This window comes from Pseudomonas sp. NS1(2017), from assembly GCF_002269425.1.
GTDB lineage: Bacteria > Pseudomonadota > Gammaproteobacteria > Pseudomonadales > Pseudomonadaceae > Aquipseudomonas > Aquipseudomonas reactans.
The window spans coordinates 6,272,241-6,296,053 of record NZ_CP022960.1 but is presented as its reverse complement, the minus strand read 5'-3'; the positions used below and the strand labels follow the sequence as shown (position 1 = coordinate 6,296,053).

Annotated in this window: 14 protein-coding genes; 8 read left to right on the top strand and 6 right to left on the bottom strand. The window is 60.8% G+C overall.

All coding sequences use genetic code 11. The annotated features are described in order from the left end of the window. Nucleotides 1–359: 359 nt before the first annotated feature. The gene (gene rlmKL, locus CI807_RS29215; protein WP_016979274.1) at nucleotides 360–2,624 is read left to right on the top strand and encodes a bifunctional 23S rRNA (guanine(2069)-N(7))-methyltransferase RlmK/23S rRNA (guanine(2445)-N(2))-methyltransferase RlmL; all 2,265 of its coding nucleotides are present in this window, start codon (nucleotides 360–362) and stop codon (nucleotides 2,622–2,624) included. 183 nt (nucleotides 2,625–2,807) lie between these two features. Then, nucleotides 2,808–5,240 (top strand): GGDEF domain-containing protein, encoded by a 2,433-nt coding sequence (locus CI807_RS29210; RefSeq protein ID WP_095017235.1) that lies wholly within the window; start codon nucleotides 2,808–2,810, stop codon nucleotides 5,238–5,240. Nucleotide 5,241: 1 nt separating this feature from the next. Here CI807_RS29210 and dacB read toward each other — a convergent pair whose 3' ends face one another. Beyond that, nucleotides 5,242–6,702, bottom strand: coding sequence for a D-alanyl-D-alanine carboxypeptidase/D-alanyl-D-alanine-endopeptidase (gene dacB, locus CI807_RS29205; RefSeq protein WP_016979276.1), 1,461 nt, complete (start codon nucleotides 6,700–6,702; stop codon nucleotides 5,242–5,244). Between the two features lie 237 nt (nucleotides 6,703–6,939). Between dacB and CI807_RS29200 the strand changes: the two genes are divergently transcribed. Next, on the top strand, nucleotides 6,940–7,284 hold the full coding sequence (locus tag CI807_RS29200) for a YggL family protein (RefSeq protein ID WP_033900540.1): 345 nt from the start codon (nucleotides 6,940–6,942) through the stop codon (nucleotides 7,282–7,284). A 37-nt stretch (nucleotides 7,285–7,321) separates the two neighbouring features. Here CI807_RS29200 and CI807_RS29195 read toward each other — a convergent pair whose 3' ends face one another. After that, complete coding sequence (locus tag CI807_RS29195) at nucleotides 7,322–8,512, bottom strand: benzoate/H(+) symporter BenE family transporter (RefSeq protein WP_095017234.1); 1,191 nt, start codon at nucleotides 8,510–8,512, stop codon at nucleotides 7,322–7,324. Nucleotides 8,513–8,847: 335 nt separating this feature from the next. Here CI807_RS29195 and CI807_RS29190 point away from each other — a divergent pair, with 335 nt between their 5' ends. After that, a complete protein-coding gene (locus CI807_RS29190; RefSeq protein WP_015885332.1) occupies nucleotides 8,848–9,612 on the top strand; it encodes a GntR family transcriptional regulator in 765 nt (254 codons plus the stop codon). A gap of 140 nt (nucleotides 9,613–9,752) precedes the next feature. Here the strand turns inward: CI807_RS29190 and guaD are convergent, their stop codons facing one another. Genes guaD through xdhA form a run of 4 tightly spaced genes read right to left on the bottom strand, consistent with a single transcriptional unit; the run spans nucleotide 9,753 to nucleotide 15,774 of the window. Continuing rightward, nucleotides 9,753–11,057 carry a guanine deaminase gene (gene guaD, locus CI807_RS29185; RefSeq protein WP_095017233.1) on the bottom strand — a complete coding sequence of 435 codons (1,305 nt, stop codon included), beginning with the start codon at nucleotides 11,055–11,057 and terminating at the stop codon, nucleotides 9,753–9,755. Between the two features lie 12 nt (nucleotides 11,058–11,069). Next, complete coding sequence (xdhC, locus tag CI807_RS29180; RefSeq protein WP_095017232.1) at nucleotides 11,070–11,909, bottom strand: xanthine dehydrogenase accessory protein XdhC; 840 nt, start codon at nucleotides 11,907–11,909, stop codon at nucleotides 11,070–11,072. A gap of 21 nt (nucleotides 11,910–11,930) precedes the next feature. Then, nucleotides 11,931–14,333: a xanthine dehydrogenase molybdopterin binding subunit gene (xdhB, locus tag CI807_RS29175; protein WP_095017231.1), complete on the bottom strand. Its 2,403-nt coding sequence runs from the start codon at nucleotides 14,331–14,333 to the stop codon at nucleotides 11,931–11,933. Beyond that, entirely contained in the window at nucleotides 14,326–15,774 is a 1,449-nt protein-coding gene (xdhA, locus tag CI807_RS29170) for a xanthine dehydrogenase small subunit (protein WP_095017230.1), read from the bottom strand. The genes xdhB and xdhA overlap by 8 nt, the downstream gene beginning before the upstream one ends. Nucleotides 15,775–16,054: 280 nt before the next feature. On the opposite strand from xdhA, the gene CI807_RS29165 reads away from it, so the two are divergent. From CI807_RS29165 to ligA, 4 genes are all read left to right on the top strand, one after another. Then, nucleotides 16,055–16,714: a GntR family transcriptional regulator gene (locus tag CI807_RS29165; RefSeq protein ID WP_095017229.1), complete on the top strand. Its 660-nt coding sequence runs from the start codon at nucleotides 16,055–16,057 to the stop codon at nucleotides 16,712–16,714. Nucleotides 16,715–16,716: 2 nt separating this feature from the next. After that, nucleotides 16,717–20,205, top strand: coding sequence for a chromosome segregation protein SMC (gene smc, locus CI807_RS29160; protein WP_095017228.1), 3,489 nt, complete (start codon nucleotides 16,717–16,719; stop codon nucleotides 20,203–20,205). A 259-nt stretch (nucleotides 20,206–20,464) separates the two neighbouring features. After that, on the top strand, nucleotides 20,465–21,328 hold the full coding sequence (zipA, locus tag CI807_RS29155; RefSeq protein ID WP_095017227.1) for a cell division protein ZipA: 864 nt from the start codon (nucleotides 20,465–20,467) through the stop codon (nucleotides 21,326–21,328). Nucleotides 21,329–21,416: 88 nt separating this feature from the next. Then, complete coding sequence (gene ligA, locus CI807_RS29150; RefSeq protein WP_095017226.1) at nucleotides 21,417–23,774, top strand: NAD-dependent DNA ligase LigA; 2,358 nt, start codon at nucleotides 21,417–21,419, stop codon at nucleotides 23,772–23,774. Nucleotides 23,775–23,813: the final 39 nt, after the last annotated feature.

Sequence of the window (23,813 nt, the reverse complement as noted above, 5' to 3'; positions counted from 1 at the left end):
ATCGTTTTGTCATAAGCACGTAACGATAACGATGCTATAGCCATAAGCTGGGATGGCTTTTCGCCCCATTTGTATGGCAAACCCAGCTATGATGCACCCTGCAAAGAGGATGGGTTTAATCCTTTAGTGAGAATGCCCGCCCGTTGCAGTCGGTTATTATTCGACGAAGGGTCGGAATATTTCTTTTTGTTACAGCTAATTGTTTATCTGCCCCGTCAATAAAGGCCCAAGCGCCTGTCGGACGGGGTGGGACGGCACATTCGTGCCACGCGAGCACTCTTCAAGAAAAGTGCTTGATTGAAAACCGAGCCGGCGATGCGTCGCCCGTTCATTTATTGCTGAAAAGCCTGGAATGCCCCATGTCGGACCGTTTTGAACTCTTCCTCACCTGCCCCAAGGGCCTCGAAGGCCTGCTGATCGAGGAAGCCGTCGGGCTTGGCCTTGAGGAAGCCCGCGAGCACACCTCGGCCGTGCGCGGCATGGCCGACATGGAAACCGCCTACCGCCTCTGCCTCTGGTCGCGCCTGGCCAACCGCGTGCTGCTGGTGCTCAAGCGCTTCCCGATGAAGGACGCCGAAGACCTCTACCACGGCGTGCTGGACATCGAGTGGGCCGACCACATGGTGCCGGACGGCACCCTGGCCGTTGAGTTCAGCGGTCACGGCTCGGGCATCGACAACACCCACTTCGGCGCGCTGAAGGTCAAGGATGCGATCGTCGACAAGCTGCGCACGCCGACCGGCGAACGCCCATCCATCGACAAGATCAACCCGGACCTGCGCATCCACCTGCGCCTGGACCGTGGCGAAGCCATCCTGTCCCTCGACTTGTCGGGCCACAGCCTGCACCAGCGCGGTTACCGCTTGCAGCAAGGCGCGGCACCGTTGAAGGAAAACCTGGCCGCCGCGATCCTGATCCGTGCCGGCTGGCCACGCATTGCCGCTGAAGGCGGCGCGCTGAGCGACCCGATGTGCGGCGTGGGCACCTTCCTGGTGGAAGGCGCGATGATCGCCGCCGACATGGCGCCCAACCTGAATCGTGAACTGTGGGGCTTCACCACCTGGCTGGGTCACGTCCCGGCGCTGTGGAAGAAGCTGCACGCAGAAGCTGCTGAACGTGCCGCCATCGGCATGAACAAGCCGCCACTGTGGATCCGAGGCTACGAAGCCGACCCACGGTTGATCCAACCCGCGCGCAACAACATCGAACGCGCAGGCCTGAGCCACTGGATCAAGGTGTACCAGGGCGAAGTCGGCACCTTCGAGCCGCGTCCGGACCAGAACCAGAAAGGCCTGGTCATCTGCAATCCGCCCTACGGCGAGCGTCTGGGTGACGAAGCCAGCCTGTTGTACCTCTACCAGAACCTCGGCGAGCGTCTGCGCCAGGCCTGCATGGGCTGGGAAGCGGCGGTGTTCACCGGCGCGCCGGACCTGGGCAAGCGCATGGGCATCCGCAGCCACAAACAGTATTCGTTCTGGAACGGCGCGTTGCCGTGCAAGCTGCTGCTGATCAAGGTCAATCCAGACCAGTTCGTCACCGGCGAGCGTCGCACCCCGGAACAGCGCCAGGCTGAGCGTGAGCAAGCCGCTTACGATCAAGCCCCGGCCGAGCCGCAAGAGCGCCAGTACAACAAGAACGGCAACCCGATCAAACCTGCTCCGGCCCCGGTAGTCGAGCAGGCGCGCCTGAGCGAAGGCGGGCAGATGTTCGCCAACCGCCTGCAGAAGAACCTCAAGCTGCTGGGCAAGTGGGCCAAGCGCGAAGGCGTGGATTGCTACCGCGTGTACGATGCCGACATGCCGGAATACTCCATGGCCATCGACCTGTACCACGACTGGGTCCACGTGCAGGAGTACGCCGCGCCGAAATCCATCGACCCGGAAAAAGCCTCCGCACGCATGTTCGATGCGCTGGCGGCGATTCCCCAGGCGCTGAACATCGACAAGAGCCGCGTGGTGGTCAAGCGTCGCGAGCGTCAGAGCGGCACCAAGCAGTACGAGCGTCAGAGCGCCCAGGGCAAGTTCACCGAAGTCAGCGAAGGCGGCGTGAAGCTGCTGGTCAACCTCACCGACTACCTGGACACCGGCCTGTTCCTCGATCACCGTCCGATGCGTATGCGCATCCAGAAAGAAGCCGCCGGCAAGCGCTTCCTGAACCTGTATTGCTACACCGCCACCGCGAGCGTGCATGCAGCCAAGGGCGGCGCGCGCAGCACTACCAGCGTTGATTTGTCGAAGACTTACCTGGACTGGGCGCGTCGCAACTTCTCCCTCAACGGTTTCTCCGACAAGAACCGTCTGGAGCAGGGTGACGTGATGGCGTGGCTGGAGGCCAGCCGCGATGAGTTCGACCTGATCTTCATCGACCCGCCAACCTTCTCCAACTCCAAGCGCATGGAAGGCATCTTCGACGTACAGCGCGACCACGTGCAGTTGCTCGACCTGGCCATGGCGCGCCTGGCACCGGGCGGCGTGCTGTACTTCTCGAACAACTTCCGCAAGTTCGCGCTGGAGGACAACCTCAGCGAACGTTATGCGGTCGAGGAAATCAGCGACAAGACTATCGACCCGGATTTTGCGCGCAACGCGAAGATCCATCGGGCGTGGAAAATCACCGCACGCTGATCGCCCCTTGTAGGAGCGAGCTTGCTCGCGAAAAACTTGAGAGCGCTGCGTTATCGTTGACGTTCTTCGCGAGCAAGCTCGCTCCTACAGTTCTTTTGGCTGGTCAAATACCGGGTCGATGGCTATAACTTAAGGCCTAGCCAAAGTGACACCCCCCGCACGCTGGCGTTGTGAGTGTTGCCTATGCCGTTGCAAGCCGTTCGCCCGAAAATCCTAGGCTTTATCAGTGAGCAGGCGTCGGCTTGGCTGGTGGCATTGGTGGTGTTGTTGGCTGGGTTTGCCTTGACGGCGATTGTCGCCTGGGCGGCTGCCGACCTCTATCAGCAACAGGTGCGCCAGCGCTTTCAGTTGCTGGTCAATGAGCGCTACACCCGCCTGCAGGAGCGTTTCGAAGACCAGGAGCAACGGCTGAACAGCCTGCGGCGCTTCTTCGTCAACTCCGATGATGTCTCTCGCGAAGAATTCGACGGTTTTGCCCAGCCCTTGTTATTGCGCGCTCGCGCTTACTCCTGGGCGCCACGGGTGTATCGCGAACAGCGCAGCCAGTTCGAACAAGAGGTGTCCAGCCAACGCGGTGCACCCTTTTTCATCCGTGAATTGAATTCGGCTGGCGAACTGGCCCCGGCGCCCGAGCGTGACGAATACGTGCCGGTGCTGTACAGCCAGACCCAAAGCTTGCTGGGCGCCCCCCTCGGTTTTGACCTTCTGGCCCAGCCCCTGCGCCGTTCAACCCTTGAACGTGCGCAAAAGACCGGCAAGCTGGCGGTGTCCCAGCCCATGCAATTGGTGGGGGTGGAGCCGGCCTATGCCACCGGGGTTTTACTGGTCGCGCCGGTCAGCCATTTGCCCACCTCTGATCAATCCCAGAACGAGCCCTACGGCTATGTAATGGCCGTAATCAGCATGCGCCAGCTGGTAGCCGACGGCTTGCCCAAGCCGGACCGGGACAACTTGGTGATGCAGATCATCGACACGTCCGATCTGCAGAAACGCGTGCTCTTCGAGTCCAGCAATGAGGTAGGCAGCAGCGACTTGGTCGGCGCGCGCCGCCTCACGCTGGGTGACCATGTGTACGCCCTGAAACTGCGCCCCAGCCAGGTGTTCGACCAGGCCAACCATTCCTCGCTGACCACCATCCTGACCATGGGCGGCCTGCTCAGCCTGCTGCTCAGTGCCTTGCTCTATGTGCTGGTAAGCCAGCGTCAGCGCGCCGTGAAGCTGGTGGAGCAGCGCACGGCCCAGTTGCGTCTGCGTGAACAGGAATTGCGCGGTGCCCATGGCCAATTGCGCAGCGTGCTGAATGCCGCGACCCAAGTGGCGATCATTGCCACTGACCTGCGCGGTGTGATCAATACCTTCAACGCCGGCGCCGAGCAGATGTTGGGCTTCAAGGCCGATCACGTAGTGGGTACGCACACCTTGGAAAGCCTGCACCTGGCGCCTGAGCTGGAGGCGCGCGCGGCCAGCCTGAGTGTGGCGTTGGGCAAGCGTATTCCCGCCAGCCAGGCGATGCTGGTGGAAAGCCCGGACACCCTGCACGAAGCCCGCGAATGGAGCTTGATCCGCGAAAACGGCACTCAATTGACCGTGAACATGCTGGCCACGGTGTTGCTGGACGACCATGGTTTGTGGATCGGCCACTTGGCGATTTACCTAGACATCACCGAACAGAAACGTGCCTACGAGGCCTTGGCAGCCCGCGACCGCCTGCTCAAGAAACTCAGCGCCCATGTGCCCGGCGGGATCTTCCAGTTCACCCTGGAGCCCCAGGACAACTGGAAATTCATCTACGCCAGCGACGGCATGCGCGACATCTATGAAATCGAACCCAAGGTGTTGCAGCAGGATGCGAATCGAGTGTTCGAGCGCATCCACCCGTTGGATGCGGAACGGGTGCGCGCTTCGATTCGCTTGTCAGCATTGCAGTTGAGCCATTGGCGCGAGGAATACCGCGTGCTGTTGCCGCAACGCGGCCTGCGTTGGATTCGTGGCGAGGCGACCCCGGAAGAGTTACCCGCAGGTGGTACGCTGTGGCATGGCTACGTGTCGGATATTTCCGATCTGAAACGGGTGGAAGAAGAACTGCGTGCGCTGTCCATCACCGACTCTTTGACCGGGATTCATAACCGCCGCTATTTCCAGGATCGCCTCAAGGCCGAAATGGTGAGGCTCAATCGCACCTCGGGTAACTTGTCGGTGATCATGCTGGATATCGATCACTTCAAACGCATCAACGACCAGCACGGGCACGCCGTGGGCGATGGGGTGCTGCAGGAACTGTGCAAACGCATCAGCCAGCGCCTGCGCCGCACCGATGTGTTCTGTCGCCTGGGCGGCGAGGAATTCATGGTGCTGTGCCCGCACACCGATGGCGAACAGGCCTACAGCCTGGCGATGGAATTGTGGACGTCGCTGCGCAGTGCGCCGATGGAACCGGTGGGCATCGTCACCGCCAGCTTTGGCGTGGCCAGCTGGCGGGTGGATGAAGGCATTGACGGGTTGCTGCTACGCGCCGACTCGGCCGTGTATGTGGCCAAGCAGGCGGGCAGGGATCGGGTGGAAGTCGTGGCGAGGGAGCTTGCTCCCGCTGGAGCGCGCAGCGGTCCCGTTCAATAAATCAGAGTACCGGAGCGGCCGCCACTGCCTTCGGCTGACGATACAAATCCAGCAACACCTGATCCAGCACCGACGAAGCGCCCCATGGCTTCGGATCGTTGAGGATCGCCACCACGGCCCAGGTATTGCCGTTGTTGTCGCGGCTGAACCCGGCGATGGCACGTACGGTGTTCAAAGTACCGGTCTTGACGTGGGCTTCGCCGCGCATGGCAGTGGTCTTCAGGCGTTTGCGCATGGTGCCGTCGGTGCCGGCAATCGGCATCGAGCTGATATATTCTGCGGCGTAAGGGCTTTTCCACGCGGCTTGCAGCATGGCCGCCATTTCGCGGGCGCTGACCCGTTCGGCACGCGACAGGCCAGAGCCGTTCTCCATCACCAGGTGCGGCGCGGTGATGCCTTTCTTCGCCAGCCACTGGCGCACCACACGTTGGGCTGCCTTGGCATCGTCGCCGTCGGCGTCGTTGCGGAACTGCGCGCCCAGGCTCAGGAACAACTGCTGGGCCATGGTGTTGTTACTGTATTTGTTGATGTCGCGAATGATTTCCGCCAGGTCCGGCGAGAAGGCCCGGGCGAGTACCTTGGCATCCTTGGGCACTGGCGCCTGGATATCACGGCCCTGGATAGTGCCGCCCAGTTCCTGCCAGATCGCGCGCACGGCGCCGGCGGTGTAGGTGGCGTGGTCGAGCAACGACAGGTAAGTCTGCGAGCTGCAGCCATCGGCCAATTGGCCGCTGACCGTGACCGTCACGCTGCCATCGGCGGCGGTGACCGGGTTGTAGCGCACATCACCGGTGCACTGCTTGGCGTTGGAGACCTTGACCTGGTTGTCGATGCGAATGCTCGCAATTGGCGGTTCGACCGACACCAGCACGCGGCCGGAGTCATTGCGCGTCACAAAACGCAGGGCCTTGAGGTTGACCAGCAGCGCGTCCGGCTTGACCAGGAACGGTTTGTTCTCGTCGTTGCCGTCGTCATTGAATTCCGGCAACAGCGGCTGATTGAAGAAACCACGGTCCAGCACCAGGTCGCCGGTGACTTGCTGCACGCCGTTGGCGCGCAGGTCGCGCATCAGCAGCCAGAGTTTTTCCATGTTCAGCTTGGGATCGCCGCCGCCCTTGAGGTACAGGTTGCCGTGCAACACGCCACCGCTGAGGGTGCCGTCGGTGTAGAACTCGGTTTTCCACTGGTGGTTGGGGCCGAGCATTTCCAGGGCTGCATATGTGGTGACTAGCTTCATGGTCGAGGCCGGGTTTACGGAGACGTCGGCGTTGAAGACAGTCGGCGTGCCCGGACCGTTCAGGGGGATCATTACCAAGGACAACGCAGTGTTTTGCAGCTTGGCTTTGGCCAGCGCCTGTTGAACATTCGGCGGCAGGGTGTTGTTGACGGGGGCGGCGGAGACGGAAAAGGCCAGTGGCAGAATAAGACCGGCGAAAAACACTGAACGCAAAGATTTGATCATAAGAAGTAAAACCCTACTGCTGAGGAGGGTGAAAAAGGCGAGGGGTAAATAAGAAAAATCCCTCAATGGTCATGAAAGTGTCGGCATTATGCCCCAAGGTGGATCCACTTGTAGCTGAACGATAGCTGGAATTCGGCGTTTTTTTACACGCAAAGTGCCGCCTGTCCCAGAGAGTCGGGCAATCGCCGCCTTAAACTGCTAAAGTGCCGCCCGTTATTACTTATGAGGATTGTTCCAATGGCGACTAACCGTTCCCAGCGTCTGCGCAAAAAACTGTGCGTTGATGAATTTCAAGAGCTGGGTTTCGAACTGAACCTGGACTTCAAAGAAGACCTGAGTGAAGAAGCTACCGACGCTTTCCTCGAAGCATTCATCAAAGAAGCCATGGAAGCCAATGGTCTGGGCTATGTTGGCGGCGATGACTTCGGTCTGGTTTGCCTGCAGAAGCGTGGCTCGGTCAACGAAGAACAGCGCGTAGCGGTTGAAAGCTGGCTCAAAGGCCGCAGCGAACTGAAAAGCGCTGAAGTCAGCCCACTGCTGGACGTGTGGTATCCGGAAAAGCCGATCAACGCGGCTAAGTGATACTGAAAAAAACGGCGACCTCAGGGTCGCCGTTTTTTTATGCCTTGCGCCAATTCAGAATCAGCAACGTCAACACTCCCGCCACAATCCCCCAGAACGCCGACCCGATGGAAAACAGCGTCAAGCCAGACGCGGTAACCATAAAGGTGATCAGTGCCGCTTCCCGTTCCTTCGGTTCATTCATGGCGATGCTCAAGCCATTGATGATCGAGCCAAATAGCGCCAACGCCGCAATCGACAGCACCAGTTCCTTGGGCAAGGCTGCGAACAACGCCGCCAAGGTCGCGCCGAACACCCCGGCAATCCCGTAGAACACTCCGCACCACACGGCGGCGGTGTAGCGTTTGTTACGGTCTTCATGAGCATGGGGCCCGGTGCAGATGGCCGCGCTGATCGCTGCCAGGTTGATGCCGTGGGAGCCGAAGGGCGACAGCACCAGTGAGGCCAGGCCGGTGGCGGTGATCAGCGGCGAGGCGGGCACGTTGTAACCGTCGGCCCTGAGCACGGCGACGCCGGGCATGTTCTGCGACGTCATCGCCACCACAAACAGCGGGATGCCGATGCTGATGGTCGCCGCCAGCGAGAAGTGCGGCGTGGTCCACACCGGCGTCGCCACTTCCAGGTGAAAACCACTGAAGTCCAGCAACCCCATCAATCCGGACAATACGGTGCCGATCACCAATGCCGCCAGCACCGCATAACGCGGCGACAGGCGCTTGATCACCAGGTAAGTGAAGAACATCCCCAGTACCAGCCCGGTGCGATGTTGCGCGGCGACGAAGATCTCGCTGCCGATCTTGAACAGAATCCCTGCCAGCAAAGCGGCCGCCAGCGAGGCCGGGATGCGCTTGACCAGTTTTTCAAAGCTGCCGGTCAACCCGCAAATCGTCACAAGGACGGCGCAGGTGATGTAGGCACCGATGGCCTCGCCATAACTCACACCGCCCAGGCTGGTGATCAGCAGTGCGGCGCCCGGCGTCGACCAGGCAATGGTGATCGGCGTGCGATAGCGCAGCGACAGGCCGATGCTGCACACCGCCATGCCGATGGAAATCGCCCAGATCCATGAAGAAATCTGCGCCGTGGTCAAACCGGCGGCTTGCCCGGCCTGGAACATCAGGACCAGGGAGCTGGTGTAGCCGGTCATCATGGCGATGAAACCGGCGACAATCGCCGAGGGAGAGGTGTCGGCCAATGGGCGCAGAGGCGCTTGGGCGGCGTCAGTCATCAAGAGGTGTTCCTTGGCTAGACTACTGTAGGAGCGAGCTTGCTCGCGAAAAACGTCAATGTTGACGCGGGCATACGGGATGGTCGTGGCGCTCGCAGGTTCTTCGCGAGCAAGCTCGCTCTTACAGTGGGATGTCGTTCATGGGAAATCTTGGATTCAAGCCTAAACTCAAACGTAACGACTCATTGCAATACAGCCGACGCCGCAAACAGCCGTACAGTGTGTTGGCGCATCCGGTTGTGTACAATGTGCCCTGTTTTTAGGTGATACTTGCCAGCGACCCGCTGTTGCCGTATTACCGTTAATTCGCCGCCGTTCTCCAAACCCGAGTGCCCATGAACGAACAGTTGCAACCTCTCAAAAAACAACCGCGAGCCGGCAAGGCCGGTCGCAGCGGAACCCAGGACGATATCGTCTACGCGCATATCTTCGAGGCGATCCTCGAACAACGCCTGGCACCCGGCACCAAATTGAGTGAAGAGGCACTGGGCGAAATCTTCGGCGTGAGCCGCACCATCATTCGCCGCGCCCTGTCGCGCCTGGCCCATGAAGGCGTGGTACTGCTGCGGCCCAATCGTGGTGCGGTAGTGGCCAGCCCGAGCGTCGAAGAAGCCCGCCAGGTGTTCCTCGCACGGCGTCTGGTGGAGCGGGCGATTACCGAGTTGGCCGTGCAACACGCCACGGCCGAACAACTGGCCGAGCTGCGCCAGATGGTCAACGACGAGCGCGACAGCTTCTCCCGTGGCGATCGTGGCGCCGGTATCCGCCTCTCCGGCGAATTCCACCTCAAGCTGGCCGAAGCGGCGAAGAACGCGCCGCTGATCAGCTTCCAGCGCAGCCTGGTGTCCCAGACCTCATTGATCATCGCCCAGTACGAAAGCGGCAACCGCTCGCACTGTTCCTACGACGAGCACACCCAATTGATCGATGCGATCGAAGCGCGGGACGCGGCGTTGGCGGTGAACCTGATGATGCATCACATGGACCACATCGACAGCAAGCTCAACCTCGATGAAGAGAGCGCGTCGGATGATCTGCATGCGGTGTTCTCGCATTTGTTGCAGACCAAGAAGCCGGGTCGTTCCTCAATAAAGCTGTAATTTCCCTGATTCACCGGGGACAAAAATGTGGGAGCGGGCTTGCTCGCGAATGCGGTGGATCAGTCAATACATCGGTTGACTGACACTGCGCATTCGCGAGCAAGCCCGCTCCCACATTTGGTTTTGTTGTGTGGCTGAAATTAGCGCTGGTGCACCAGCTGCCCGGCCGCATAGGTCTGCAACACCGTCCGGTCATCCCCCAGCGTCATCAGCACAAACAACGTCTCGGCAATGTTCTTCGCCTGCTTCAGGCGATAGCTCAGCAGCGGCGTCGCGTTGTAGTCCAGTACCAGGAAGTCCGCATCGGTGCCCGGTTGCAACGTGCCGATCTTGTCTTCCAAGCGCAATGCACGCGCGCCGCCCAGCGTTGCCAGGTAAAGCGATTTGAACGGGCTCAACCGCGCGCCCTGCAATTGCATGACCTTGTAGGCTTCGTTCAGGGTTTGCAGCAGCGAGAAACTGGTGCCGCCGCCCACGTCCGTGCCCAAGCCCACATTCAGTTTGTGCTTCTCAGCCATCGGCAGGTTGAACAAACCGCTGCCGAGGAAGAGGTTCGAGGTCGGGCAAAACGCGACCGCCGAACCGGTCTGCGCCAAACGTGCACACTCGTCATCACACAGGTGCACGCCATGGGCAAACACCGAGCGCTCGCCCAGTAGTTTGTAGTGGTCGTACACATCCAGATAGCCTTTGCGCTCCGGGAACAGTTCCTTCACCCACTCGACTTCCTGCTTGTTCTCACTGATGTGAGTCTGCATGTACAGGTCCGGGTATTCCCCCAACAGTTGCCCAGCCAGCGCCAGTTGCTCGGGCGTGCTGGTCGGTGCAAAACGGGGGGTGACCGCGTAGTGCAGGCGGCCCTTGCCGTGCCAGCGTTCGATCAGCGCCTTGCTTTCCTGGTAGCCGGATTCAGCGGTGTCGGTCAGGTAGTCTGGCGCATTGCGGTCCATCATCACCTTGCCGGCGATCATGCGCAGGTCGAGTTTCTCGGCGGCCTCGAAGAACGCATTCACCGATTGCGGATGTACGCTGCCAAACACCAGCGCGGTGGTGGTGCCGTTGCGCAGCAGTTCCTTGATGAAAATATCCGCGACTTCTTCGGCGTGGGCCTTGTCGGCGAACTGGCTCTCGCACGGGAAGGTGTAAGTGTTGAGCCAGTCCAGCAACTGCTCGCCATAGGCGCCGACCATGCCGGTTTGCGGCAGGTGGATGTGGGTGTCGATCAGGCCGGGCGTGATCAGCGCGTCCTGGTAATGGGTGATTTCGATGTCGGCAGGCAGGGTTGGCAGCAAATCGCTGGCATGACCAACAGCACTGATCTGACCGTTTTCGATCACCAGCAGGCCGTCTTCGAAATATTCGTAGGAGGCTTCGATCCCCACTTCAGCAGGGTCGGCGATGCTGTGCAGAAGGGCGGCACGGTAGGCTTTGCGAGTCAAAGGCATGGTGATCTCAATTCAAAGGGCTTGGCTGCGACGTGAAGCCGGCAGCAGTTTGGCAATAGGTTCGGCGCTGGCGGTGTGCTGGCCGAAATTGGCGTTATAGGTGGCGATGATTTCGCCGGCGATGGAGATGGCGATTTCCACCGGCAACTTGCCCTTCACCTCGGTGAGGCCCATGGGGCAGCGCATGCGTTGCAACTGCGCGGTATCGAAACCGCGATCACGCAGGCGGTGTTCGAACTTGACCCGTTTGGTCTTCGAGCCGATCAGGCCGAAGTAGGCGAAGTCATTACGCTTGAGCAGGGCGGCGGTGAGTTCCAGGTCCAGCGCGTGATTATGGGTCATGACGATGCAGTAACTGCCCGTCGGCAGGTCGGCAATTTCGTCGACTGGCTCTTCGCTGACGATTTTACGCACGCCCTGTGGGATATGTTCTGGAAACTCCTGATCCCGCGAATCGATCCAGCGCACCCGGCACGGCAAGCTAGCCAGCAACGGCACCAGCGCACGGCCGACGTGGCCGGCGCCAAACACCGCGATCTGCGCCTGCACCTGGCCCATGGGTTCGAACAGCAGCACGGTCACGCCACCGCAGCACTGGCCCAGGCTGGCGCCCAGGCTGAAGCGCTCCAGATGGGTGTTCTGCTGACCGTGTACGAGCATGTCGCGGGCGATCTGCATCGCCTTGTATTCCAGGTGCCCGCCGCCGATGGTGTCGAAGGTCTGAGCGGCGCTGATCACCATCTTCGAACCGGCGTTGCGCGGCGTGGAGCCGAGCTCTTCGATGATAGTCACCAGCACGCAGGGTTCACCCCGGTTTTGCAGGTCGGCGAGGGCGCTGATCCAGTTGTTCATAGTCACCTCTTGTGGTGTCTGTCAGGCCGTCATCGCTGGCAAGCCAGCTCCTACAGGGGGTGGGGTTGTTTGCAACTGCCGCATTTGTTCGCAGCCCCACAACACCCGCTCCGGTGTCGCCGGCGCATCGATCTTGGGCTGATGGCGGTAATCACCCAAACTCGCCACCGCGTCCTTGATCGCGCACCACGAAGCAATCCCGAGCATGAACGGCGGTTCGCCCACGGCCTTGGAGTGGAACACCGTGTCTTCCGGGTTCTTGCGGTTTTCCACCAGCTTCACCCGCAGGTCCAGCGGCATGTCCGCCACGGCCGGGATCTTGTAGCTGGCCGGGCCGTTGGTCATCAGCTTGCCCTTGTTGTTCCACACCAGCTCCTCCATGGTCAGCCAGCCCATGCCCTGGATAAACCCGCCTTCGACCTGGCCAATGTCGATGGCCGGGTTAAGCGAGGCGCCGACGTCGTGGAGGATGTCGGTGCGTAGCATCTTATATTCGCCGGTCAGGGTGTCGACGATCACTTCGCAACAGGCCGCACCGAACGCGAAGTAGTAGAACGGCCGACCGCGCGACTGGCTGCGGTCATAGAAGATTTTCGGGGTCTTGTAGAAGCCGGTGCTGGAGAGCGAAACCTGGGCGAAATACGCCTGTTGGATCAGCGCCTCGAAGGTGAGGATCTGGTCACGCACGCGCACATGGCCGTTGTGGAATTCCACGTCCGCTTCGCTCACGTCGTATTTGCGTGCGGCGAATTCCACCAGGCGTTGCTTGATGGTTTCGGCGGCGTTTTGCGCGGCCTTGCCGTTCAAGTCGGCACCGCTGGAAGCGGCGGTCGGCGAGGTGTTGGGCACCTTGTCAGTGTTGGTGGCGGTGATCTGTACGCGGTCGATTTCCACCTGGAACACTTCGGCCACCACCTGCGCGACCTTGGTGTTCAAGCCTTGGCCCATCTCGGTGCCGCCGTGGTTCAGGTGGATGCTGCCATCGGTGTAGATATGGATCAGCGCACCGGCCTGGTTGAGGAAGCTGGCGGTAAACGAAATGCCAAATTTCACAGGGGTCAATGCCAGGCCTTTTTTCAGGATCGGGCTGTGGGCGTTGTACAGGCGGATCGCCTCGCGGCGCTCGGCGTATTGGCTGCTGGCTTCTAGTTCGGCAGTCATCTCTTCGAGCATGTTGTGCTCGACGGTCTGGTAGTAGTGGGTGACGTTGCGCTCGGTCTTGCCGTAGTAATTGACCTTGCGCACCGCCAGCGGATCGAGGGCCAGGTGGCGGGCGATGGCGTCCATCACTTCCTCGATGGCGACCATGCCTTGTGGCCCGCCGAAACCGCGATAAGCGGTGTTGGACGCGGTGTTGGTCTTGCAGCGATGGCCGTTGACGGTGGCGTCGCCCAGGTAATACGAGTTGTCGGAGTGGAACATGGCGCGGTCGACAATCGAGTTGGACAGGTCCGGCGAGCAGCCGCAGTTACCCGCCAACTCCAGGTTGATCCCGTGCAGGCGCCCCGTGTCGTCGAAGCCCACGTCATATTCGATATAGAAGGGGTGGCGCTTGCCGGTCATCAACATGTCTTCGACGCGCGGCAGGCGCATCTTGGTCGGCTGGCCGGTGAGGCGTGCAACCACCGCGCACAGGCATGCGGGGCTTGCGGCCTGGGTTTCCTTGCCGCCGAAACCGCCGCCCATGCGGCGCATGTCCACGACGATCTTGTTCATCGACACGTCCAGCACTTCGGCCACCAGTTTCTGCACTTCGGTGGGGTTCTGCGTGGAGCAGTAGACGATCATGCCCCCGTCTTCGGTGGGCATTACCGAGGAAATCTGGGTTTCCAGGTAGAAGTGTTCCTGGCCGCCGATATGCAGCGTGCCCTGTATACGGTTTTTCGCCGTGGCCAAGGCGCTGGCCGAATCGCCGCGCTGGTGGGTGTGGCTGTCGAGCACAAAGTGTTTCTTGCGAAAGGCCTCAACCACATCCAGCACCGGTTCCAGGTCTTCATATTCGATCACGGCGGCCATCGCGGCTTTGCGTGCGGTTTCCAGGTCGCGGGCTGCGACGGCCAGCACGACCTGACCGACGAACTGCACGGTGTCGATCGCCAGCAATGGATCGCCTGGCATCAAGGGGCCGATGTCTTTCAGCCCCGGCACGTCTTCGTGGGTGATGACAATGCGCACGCCTTCAAAGGCATAGCAGGGCGCGGTGTCGATGCTGATGATGCGGGCGTGGGCACGGTCGGACATGCGCGCATACAGATGCAGCTGGTTAGGGAATTCCAGGCGGTCATCGATGTACTGCGCTTCACCGGAAACGTGCTTTGCGGCGCTGTCATGCTTGACGCTGCGACCAACCCCGGAGGTCAGGTCCTGGGCGAACAGTTCGGCCAGTTCAGCCTGGGTTTTAACGACGGCGTGATGGTTAGACATAAGCGGTCACCCGAGTCTCGATGTGCGGCGTTTGCAGCTCAATGAAGTATTTGCGCAGCAGGTTCTGCGCGCTGAGCAGGCGGTATTCCTTGCTGGCGCGGAAGTCCGACAGGGGCGTGAAATCCTCGGCCAGGGCGGCGCAGGCTTTCTCGACAGTAGCGGAATTCCAGGTGGCGCCAACCAACGCGGCTTCGCAGCTCTTGGCGCGTTTTGGCGTGGCGGCCATGCCGCCGAACGCGACGCGGGCCTCGTTGATCACCCCGTTTTCGATCTTCAGGTTGAACGCGGCGCAGACGGCGGAAATATCATCGTCCAGGCGCTTGGAAACTTTGTAGGCGCGGAACAGCGCGTGGCCTTTGGGTACGATGATCTTCTCGATGAACTCGCTGTCCTGGCGCGCGGTGACGCGGTAGTCGATGAAGTAATCTTCCAGCGCCAAGGTGCGGCGGGTTTCGCCTTTGCACAAAACGATCTGCGCGCCCAAGGCGATCAGCAGTGGCGGCGAATCACCGATTGGCGAGGCGTTGCCGATGTTGCCGCCCAGGGTGCCTTGGTTGCGGATCTGTAGGGAAGCAAAGCGGTGCAGCAGTTCGCCGAAATCCGGGTATTCGTGGTGCAGCGCGGTGTAGCAGTCGGAGAGGGCGGTGGCGGCGCCGATTTCCAGGCGGTCGTCGAAGTCGTCGATGCGCTTCATTTCTTCAATGTTGCCGACGTAGATCATCACCGGCAGCGTGCGGTGGAACTGGGTGACTTCCAACGCCAGGTCGGTGCCGCCGGCCAACAAGCGGGCTTGCGGGTAGGCGTCATAAAGGTCGGCCAGGTCGGCGACGGTCAGCGGCACGAGGCAGCGTTTGTCGCCGCTGTTGAGTTCACCGGTTTGCGTCGGCGCAATGGCTTTGAGGCGGGCAATGGTCCCGGCCTGCCGGCTGTCGAACTGATCCTGGGGTTTGTTGCAGCAGGCCTGTTCGGCGGCCGCAAGGATCGGGCGATAACCGGTGCAGCGGCACAGGTTGCCGGCCAGGGCTTCGTGGGCTTTTTGGCTGTCGGGCGCGTCACTGTTCTTTTGCAGGGCGAACAACGACATCACGAAGCCTGGGGTGCAAAAGCCGCATTGCGAGCCGTGGCATTCGACCATGGCTTGCTGGACGCTGTGCAGTTGGCCCTGGTGCTTGAGGTCTTCGACGCTGATCAGTTGTTTGCCGTGCAACGACGACACAAAGGTCAGGCACGAATTGAGACTGCGATAGCGAATCTGCTCGGCGCCCAGATCATCGGTGTGCAGTTCGCCGACCACCACGGTGCACGCACCGCAATCGCCGCTGGCGCAGCCTTCCTTGGTACCGGATTTGCCCAGATGCTCACGCAGATAGTTGAGCACCGTCAGGTTGGGGTCCAGGGCGTGCTCGCTACGGAGTTCCTGGTTAAGTAAAAACTGGATCACGGAAGGCCTCGCAGACTCATTATTGTTGTTAACCGCTTTGCGCCGAATCTAGTCATGTCTGACTTTTCGGTCAACGATTTTCTGACCAGAAGGTCAAGAAAATGCAGTCGCAACACTTTCAATTATGGTCCAGTCTTCTGGAACCGGCGTTTTTGGGGGCTTGTGGGTGTTCATCATTGCTTATTCCGTGCCAAATTCTGAAAGGTGGGCGTAGCGCCATCAGCCAGCCAATGCGCTACACTGCCGCGCTTGTACCGATAGAAGATTTTGAAGGGAAAACATGACGTTCAAGGCGCCGGACAGTCTCGCCGAGCAAATTGCTCACCACCTCGCCGAACGCATCATCCGCGGCGATCTCAAGCCTGGGGAGCGGATCCAGGAGCAAAAGGTCACGCTGGCACTCAATGTCAGCCGTGGTTCCGTGCGCGAAGCCTTGCTGATCCTCGAACGCCGTCACTTGATCGCGATCCTGCCGCGCCGTGGCGCCCACGTCACCGAACTCACGGCGCACAAGGTGCAGAGCCTGTGCACCTTGATGGGCGAGCTGTATATCCTGCTCGGCAACGCGGTTGCCCAAGGCTGGCAGACCCAGGCCGACATGGCGCCGTTCGTGCAGATCCAGCAGCGTCTGGTCACCAATTTCGAGCGTCAGGACATCCGCGCCTTTGTCGAAGAAAGCTTCAATGTGATGCGCGCCGCCTATCCCTTCGCCAACAACCCGTACCTGCAGGAAACCGTCGAGAACCTGCAACCAGCGATGAACCGCGCCTACTACCTGGCGCTGGATCAACGCAAGGCGTCCATGAGCGAGTACCTGGCGCTGTTCGAGCAACTGCTCGCCGCCGTACTGGCCCGTGACCTGCTGCAGATCCGCCAAGTGCTGTCGGCCTACGGCGAGCGCAGTTGCTCGCTGGTCATCGCTGCGTTGGCGGACGCCTAAACGTGCGGCTCAAGTGCATCAAACTGGCGGGGTTCAAATCCTTCGTCGACCCGACCACGGTGAACTTCCCCAGTAATATGGCGGCGGTGGTCGGGCCCAATGGTTGCGGCAAGTCGAACATCATCGACGCCGTCCGTTGGGTGATGGGCGAGAGCTCGGCAAAGAACCTGCGTGGCGAGTCGATGACCGACGTCATCTTCAACGGCTCCACCAGCCGCAAGCCGGTGAGCCAGGCCAGCATCGAACTGGTGTTCGATAACTCCGACGGCACGTTGATTGGCGAGTACGCGGCCTATGCCGAAATCTCCATTCGCCGCAAAGTGACCCGCGACAGCCAGAACAGCTATTTCCTCAACGGCACCAAGTGTCGCCGTCGGGACATCACCGATATCTTCCTCGGCACAGGCCTGGGCCCGCGCAGCTACTCGATCATCGAGCAGGGCATGATCTCCAAGCTGATCGAAGCCAAGCCTGAAGACTTGCGTAACTTCATCGAGGAAGCGGCCGGCATCTCCAAGTACAAGGAGCGCCGCCGCGAGACTGAAAACCGTATTCGCCGCACCCATGAAAACCTCGCCCGCTTGACTGACCTGCGCGAAGAGCTCGAGCGTCAACTTGAACGCCTGCACCGCCAGGCCCAGGCCGCTGAGAAGTATCAGGAATACAAGGGCGAAGAACGCCAGCTCAAGGCGCAACTCTCGGCCCTGCGCTGGCAGGCGCTGAATGATCAGGTCGGCCAGCGTGAAGCGATCATCGGCACCCAGGAAATCAGCTTTGAAGCCCTGGTGGCCGAGCAGCGCAACGCCGACGCCAGCATCGAACGCCTGCGTGACGGTCACCATGACCTGTCCGAACGCTTCAATCTGGTGCAGGGCCGGTTCTACTCGGTGGGAGGCGACATTGCCCGCGTCGAGCAGAGCATCCAGCACGGCCAGCAGCGCCTGCGCCAATTGCAGGACGATTTAAAGGAAGCCGAACGCGCGCGCCTGGAAACCGAATCCCACCTGGGCCACGACCGCACCTTGCTGCTGACCCTCGGCGAAGAGCTGGACATGCTCACCCCCGAGCAGGAAATCACCAGCGCCGCCGCTGAAGAAGCCGCCGCGGCCCTGGAAGAATCTGAAACCACCATGCACGGCTGGCAGGAGCAGTGGGACACCTTCAACCTGCAATCCGCCGAGCCACGCCGCCAGGCCGAGGTGCAGCAATCGCGCATCCAGCAGCTTGAAACCAGCATGGAGCGTTTGGCCGAGCGCCAGCGCCGGATGCAGGAAGAGCGCGCATTGCTGTCCGCCGACCCGGAAGACGCGGCGATCATGGAGCTGAGCGAGCAACTGGCCGAAAGCGAAATGACGCTGGAGGAGCTGGAAGCCAGTGAAGAACAACAAGTGGAGCGCCTGGAGCAATTGCGTCAGCAGCTGCAACAGGCGACCCAAGCGCAGCAGCAGGCCCAGGGTGATTTGCAGCGGCTCAATGGTCGGCTTGCTTCCCTGGAAGCTTTGCAACAAGCCGCGTTGGATCCGGGCACCGGTACGGCGGAATGGCTGCGTAATCAGCATCTGGCCGAACGCCCACGATTGGCCGAAGGCTTGAAGGTAGAGGCAGGTTGGGAGTTGGCGGTTGAAACGGTCCTCGGTGCCGACCTTCAAGCCGTGCTGGTGGATGATTTTGGCGGTTTCGATCTGGCCGGTTTTGCCCAAGGCGATTTGCGTCTGCTCAGCCCGGCCGCCGACGGCACGCGGGTGCCGGGCAGCCTGCTGGATAAAGTAGAGGCCGCGATTGATCTATCGCCCTGGTTGGGCCAGGTCAAACCGGTCGAATCATTGGAGCAGGCGTTGGCCCAGCGCGGCCAGCTCGGCGCCGGTGAAAGCCTGATCAGCCGCGACGGCTACTGGGTCGGCCGCCATTTCCTGCGCGTACGACGCGCCAGTGAAGCCGAAAGTGGCGTATTGGCCCGTGGCCAGGAAATCGTCAACCTGATCACCGAACGCGAAGAGCGCGAAGCCACCCTGGAAAGCCTGGAAACCGAACTGCAAACCCTGCGCGCCACCCAGCGCCAGCAAGAGACCGGCCGCGAACACCTGCGCCGCCTGCTGCAGGACGAAGCGCGCCAGCAAGGCGAACTGAAAGCCCAGCTTTCCGCCAGCAAAGCCAAGGTCGAGCAACTGACCCTGCGCCGCACCCGCCTCGACGAAGAAGTCGCCGAGATGGGCGAGCAACGCGCCCTGGAACACGAACAGATCGGCGAAGCACGCCTGCAATTGCAGGAAGCCCTCGACAGCATGGCGCTGGACACCGAGCAGCGCGAATTGCTGCTGGCCCAGCGCGACAGCCTGCGCGAGCGCCTCGATCGCGTGCGCCAGGAGGCTCGTCAGCACAAGGACCATGCCCACCAATTGGCGGTGCGCCTGGGTTCGCTCAAGGCCCAGCACGCGTCCACGGCCCAGGCCCTTGAACGCCTGGAGATGCAGTCCGAGCGCCTCACCGAAAAGCGCGAACAACTGAGCCTCAACCTGGAAGAGGGCGAAGCCCCGCTGGAAGAGCTGCGCCTCAAGCTTGAAGAATTGCTCGACAAGCGCATGACCGTCGACGAAGAGCTCAAGACCGCGCAGATCGCCCTGGAAGACGCCGACCGCGAACTGCGCGACGCCGAAAAACGTCGGACCCAGGCCGAGCAGCAATCCCAGCTGATCCGTGGCCAGCTCGAACAACAGCGCATGGAATGGCAAGCCCTGACCGTGCGCCGCAAAACCCTGCAAGACCAGTTGCTGGAAGACGGCTACGACTTGCACGGCGTGCTCAATACCCTGACCGCCCAGGCCAACGAGAAAGAAGCCGAAGAAGAACTTGAGCGGATTGCTGCGCGTATTCAACGCCTCGGCGCGATCAACTTGGCGGCCATTGACGAGTATCAGCAACAGTCCGAGCGTAAACGTTATCTGGATGCCCAGGACGCCGACCTGGTCGAAGCCCTGGACACCCTGGAAAACGTGATCCGCAAGATCGACAAGGAAACCCGTAACCGCTTCAAAGATACCTTTGATCAGATTAATGGCGGTTTACAGGCCTTATTCCCAAAAGTTTTCGGCGGTGGCAGCGCTTACTTGGAACTGACGGGCGAAGATCTACTCGATACAGGGGTGACGATCATGGCGCGGCCTCCGGGCAAGAAGAACAGCACCATCCATTTGTTGTCCGGCGGCGAAAAAGCCCTGACCGCATTGGCCCTGGTATTTGCCATCTTCAAGTTGAACCCAGCGCCGTTCTGCATGCTCGACGAAGTTGACGCCCCGCTGGATGACGCTAACGTTGGACGGTACGCACGGTTGGTTAAAGAGATGTCCCAGACCGTGCAGTTCATCTATATCACCCACAACAAGATCGCCATGGAGATGGCGGATCAATTGATGGGTGTGACGATGCACGAACCGGGCTGTTCGCGTTTGGTCGCGGTGGATGTGGAAGAAGCGATGGCGATGGTGGAGTCTTGATCCATGCCGGGACAGAATTTTTATAGCGCGCGGTAAGACGCTTTACCGGTCTGGCGGAAGTGGCAAATGGACATATTTGTTCAAGGCATTTTGACAGACGGTGTAAAGTTATCTTTGGTCGTGCTAGTTTAATGTCAAATTTTCGTATGCGTGGGCAAAACGTCAGTCAGAACATAGAGTTGGCGCCACGTTTTAAAGCGGTTTGCACGTTGCTAAACCCCTTATTTTTCAGCATTTTTTATTAGAGGCACGGGATTACATGGAAATCGGTCTGCGCGAGTGGCTGATCGTCATCGGCATTATTGTCATTGCCGGTATTCTTTTTGATGGCTGGCGCCGCATGCGCGGTGGCAAGGGCAAGCTTAAATTCCGTCTGGACCGCAACCTGTCCAACTTGCCTGACGACGACGGCGCCACCGAGCTGCTGGGGCCGCCCCGTGTGCTGGATACCCATAAAGAACCGCAACTGGACGAGCACGACTTGCCGTCGATGAGCGCGCCGGTGCGTGAAGCCCGCGAGCCGTCTTCCAAGCGTGGCAAGCGCGCCGCGCCGGTGGTGGCCGAGCCGCGCCAGGCCGACCTGGACCTGGACGTTGATGACGGCCCGAGCTTCAGCAGCCGCGACGATGATTTCCCGGATGAAAACGCTGGTAAGAATGCCCCGCGTCAATCCGTGAACGACCAGCCTGCCGCCGAAGAAGTGCTGGTGATCAGCGTGATCTGCCGCGATGCCGCCGGCTTCAAGGGCCCGGCTTTGTTGCAAAATATTCTGGAAAGCGGCCTGCGTTTTGGCGAGATGGATATCTTCCACCGCCATGAAAGCATGGCCGGTAACGGCGAAGTGCTGTTCTCCATGGCCAACGCGGTCAAGCCGGGCACCTTCGATCTGGACGATATCGACCTGTTCAGCACCCCGGCGGTGAGCTTCTTCCTTGGCCTGCCAGGCCCGCGTCACCCGAAACAGGCGTTCGACGTGATGGTCGCCGCAGCGCGCAAGCTGTCCCAGGAACTGAACGGTGAACTCAAGGACGACCAACGTAGCGTCCTGACCGCCCAGACCATCGAGCATTACCGTCAGCGCATCGTCGAGTTCGAGCGTCGCGCCCTGACACAAAAACGCTGAGGATTGCTCCTCGGCGTTGTCGGATAGAATAAGCGCACTAACATATTGAGCAGCTTCGGCTGCTCTTTTGCTTTCTGAGAGAACACCCATGACCGCCGCCCACACCCGCATCCTCGAACTGCGCGCTGAACTGGATCAGCACAATTACCGCTACCACGTCCTCGATGAGCCGAGCATTCCGGATGCCGAGTACGACCGGCTGTTCCATGAGCTCAAGGCACTGGAAGCCGAGCACCCAGACCTGGTCACGCGCGACTCCCCGACGCAGCGGGTCGGCAGTGCGGCGTTGTCGGCGTTCTCCCAGGTCAAGCATGAGATCCCCATGCTCAGCCTCGGCAACGCCTTTGACGAAACCACCATGCTGGAATTCGATCGTCGGGTCACCGAAGGCCTCGACCTGCCGGCCGGCGATCTGTTTGGCGGTGGCGCGGTGGTGGAATACAGCTGCGAACCGAAGCTGGATGGCCTGGCGGTCAGCCTGCTGTATCAGGACGGTGAGCTGGTACGCGGCGCCACCCGTGGCGACGGCACCACCGGTGAAGACATCAGCGTCAACGTGCGCACCGTGCGCAATATCCCGTTGAAACTGCACGGCAGCGGCTGGCCGGCGACCCTGGAAGTGCGTGGCGAAGTGTTCATGTCCAAGGCCGGTTTCGAGCGGCTCAACGCCTCGCAACTGGAAGTGGGCGGCAAGACTTTCGCCAACCCGCGCAACGCCGCTGCTGGCAGCCTGCGTCAGTTGGATTCGAAGATCACCGCCAGCCGACCCTTGGAATTCTGCTGCTACGGCGTGACCACTGATATCAGCGACACCCACATCGGCAACCTGCAACAGTTGCAGAAATGGGGCATGCCCATCAGCCATGAGCTGAAGCTGGCCAAGGGCATCCAGGATTGCCTGGACTACTACCGCGATATTGGCGAGCGCCGTAACAGCCTGCCGTATGAGATCGACGGCGTGGTGTTCAAGGTCAACAGCATCGCCTCGCAGCGTGAACTGGGTTTCCGTGCCCGCGAACCACGCTGGGCCATCGCCCACAAATTCCCTGCCTTGGAAGAGCTGACTGAATTGCTCGACGTGGAGTTCCAAGTCGGCCGTACCGGCGCCGTCACGCCGGTGGCGCGCCTTAAACCGGTCAAGGTCGCGGGTGTCACCGTGTCCAACGCCACCTTGCACAACATGGATGAAGTGGCGCGCCTGGGCGTGATGATCGGCGATACCGTGATTATCCGCCGCGCTGGGGATGTGATCCCACAAGTAGTTTCGGTGGTGCTTGAGCGCCGCCCGGAAAATGCCCGTGCGGTGCCGATCCCCGAGAGCTGCCCGGTGTGTGGTTCCCACGTGGAGCGCACGCAACTGGTCAAGCGCAGCAAGGGCAAGGAAACCGTCAGCGAAGGCGCGGTGTACCGGTGCGTCGGGCGTCTGGCTTGTGGCGCGCAGCTCAAGCAGGCGATCATCCATTTCGTCTCGCGCCGCGCCATGGACATTGATGGCCTGGGTGACAAGACCATTGAGCAATTGGTCGATGAAAAGCTCATCGGCTCACCGGCCGACCTCTACAAGCTCAAGTACGAACAGATCATCGACCTGGAAGGCTTTGCCGACATTTCCAGCAAGAAGCTGATCACCGCCATCGAAAACAGCAAATCCCCGACCCTGGCGCGCTTTATCTACGCCCTTGGCATTCCCGACGTCGGCGAGGAGACCGCCAAGGTGCTGGCGCGCTCCCTGGCCTCCCTGGAGCGCGTGCAGAAGGCCTTGCCGGAAGTGTTGACGTACTTGCCGGACGTGGGCCTGGAAGTGGCGCATGAGATTCATAGTTTCTTTGAAGACAGCCATAACCAGGACGTGATCGGCGCGCTGCTGTCGCCGCAGGAGTGCGGCCTGCAACTGCAGGATCAGGGCGACCTGAGTGCTGAATTCGCCGCCAGCACCACCCTGGGCGGGTTGCTCGACAAGCTGCACGTACCGAGCGTCGGCCCGGGCGCTGCGCAGAAGCTGGCAGACAAGTTCGTCACCCTCGAAGGCGTGATCAAGGCCGACTGGCTGGACATGCGCCAGGCCCTGCCCGAGAAACAAGCCAAGGCTGTGCGCGAGTTCTTCGATAACGCCGACAACGCCAGCCGCGCCCTGGCCATTGAGCAGCAGCTCAAAGACTTCGGCATGCATTGGAACAGCGAGAAGAAAGTCGTCGAAGGCTTGCCGGAGGCGGGGCATACTTGGGTGCTCACTGGCTCCCTGGAGCTGATGAGCCGCGACGTGGCCAAGGAAAAACTCGAAAGCCTCGGCGCCAAGGTGGCGGGTTCCGTGTCGGCGAAAACCCACTGCGTGGTGGCGGGGCCGGGTGCGGGTTCCAAGCTGGCCAAGGCCAGCGAGCTGGGCCTGAAGGTATTGGACGAAGAGGCTTTCGTCGCCTTCCTCGCCAAGCACAACATCACCGTCTGAACCGATCCCACTGTAGGAGCGAGCTTGCTCGCGAAAAAC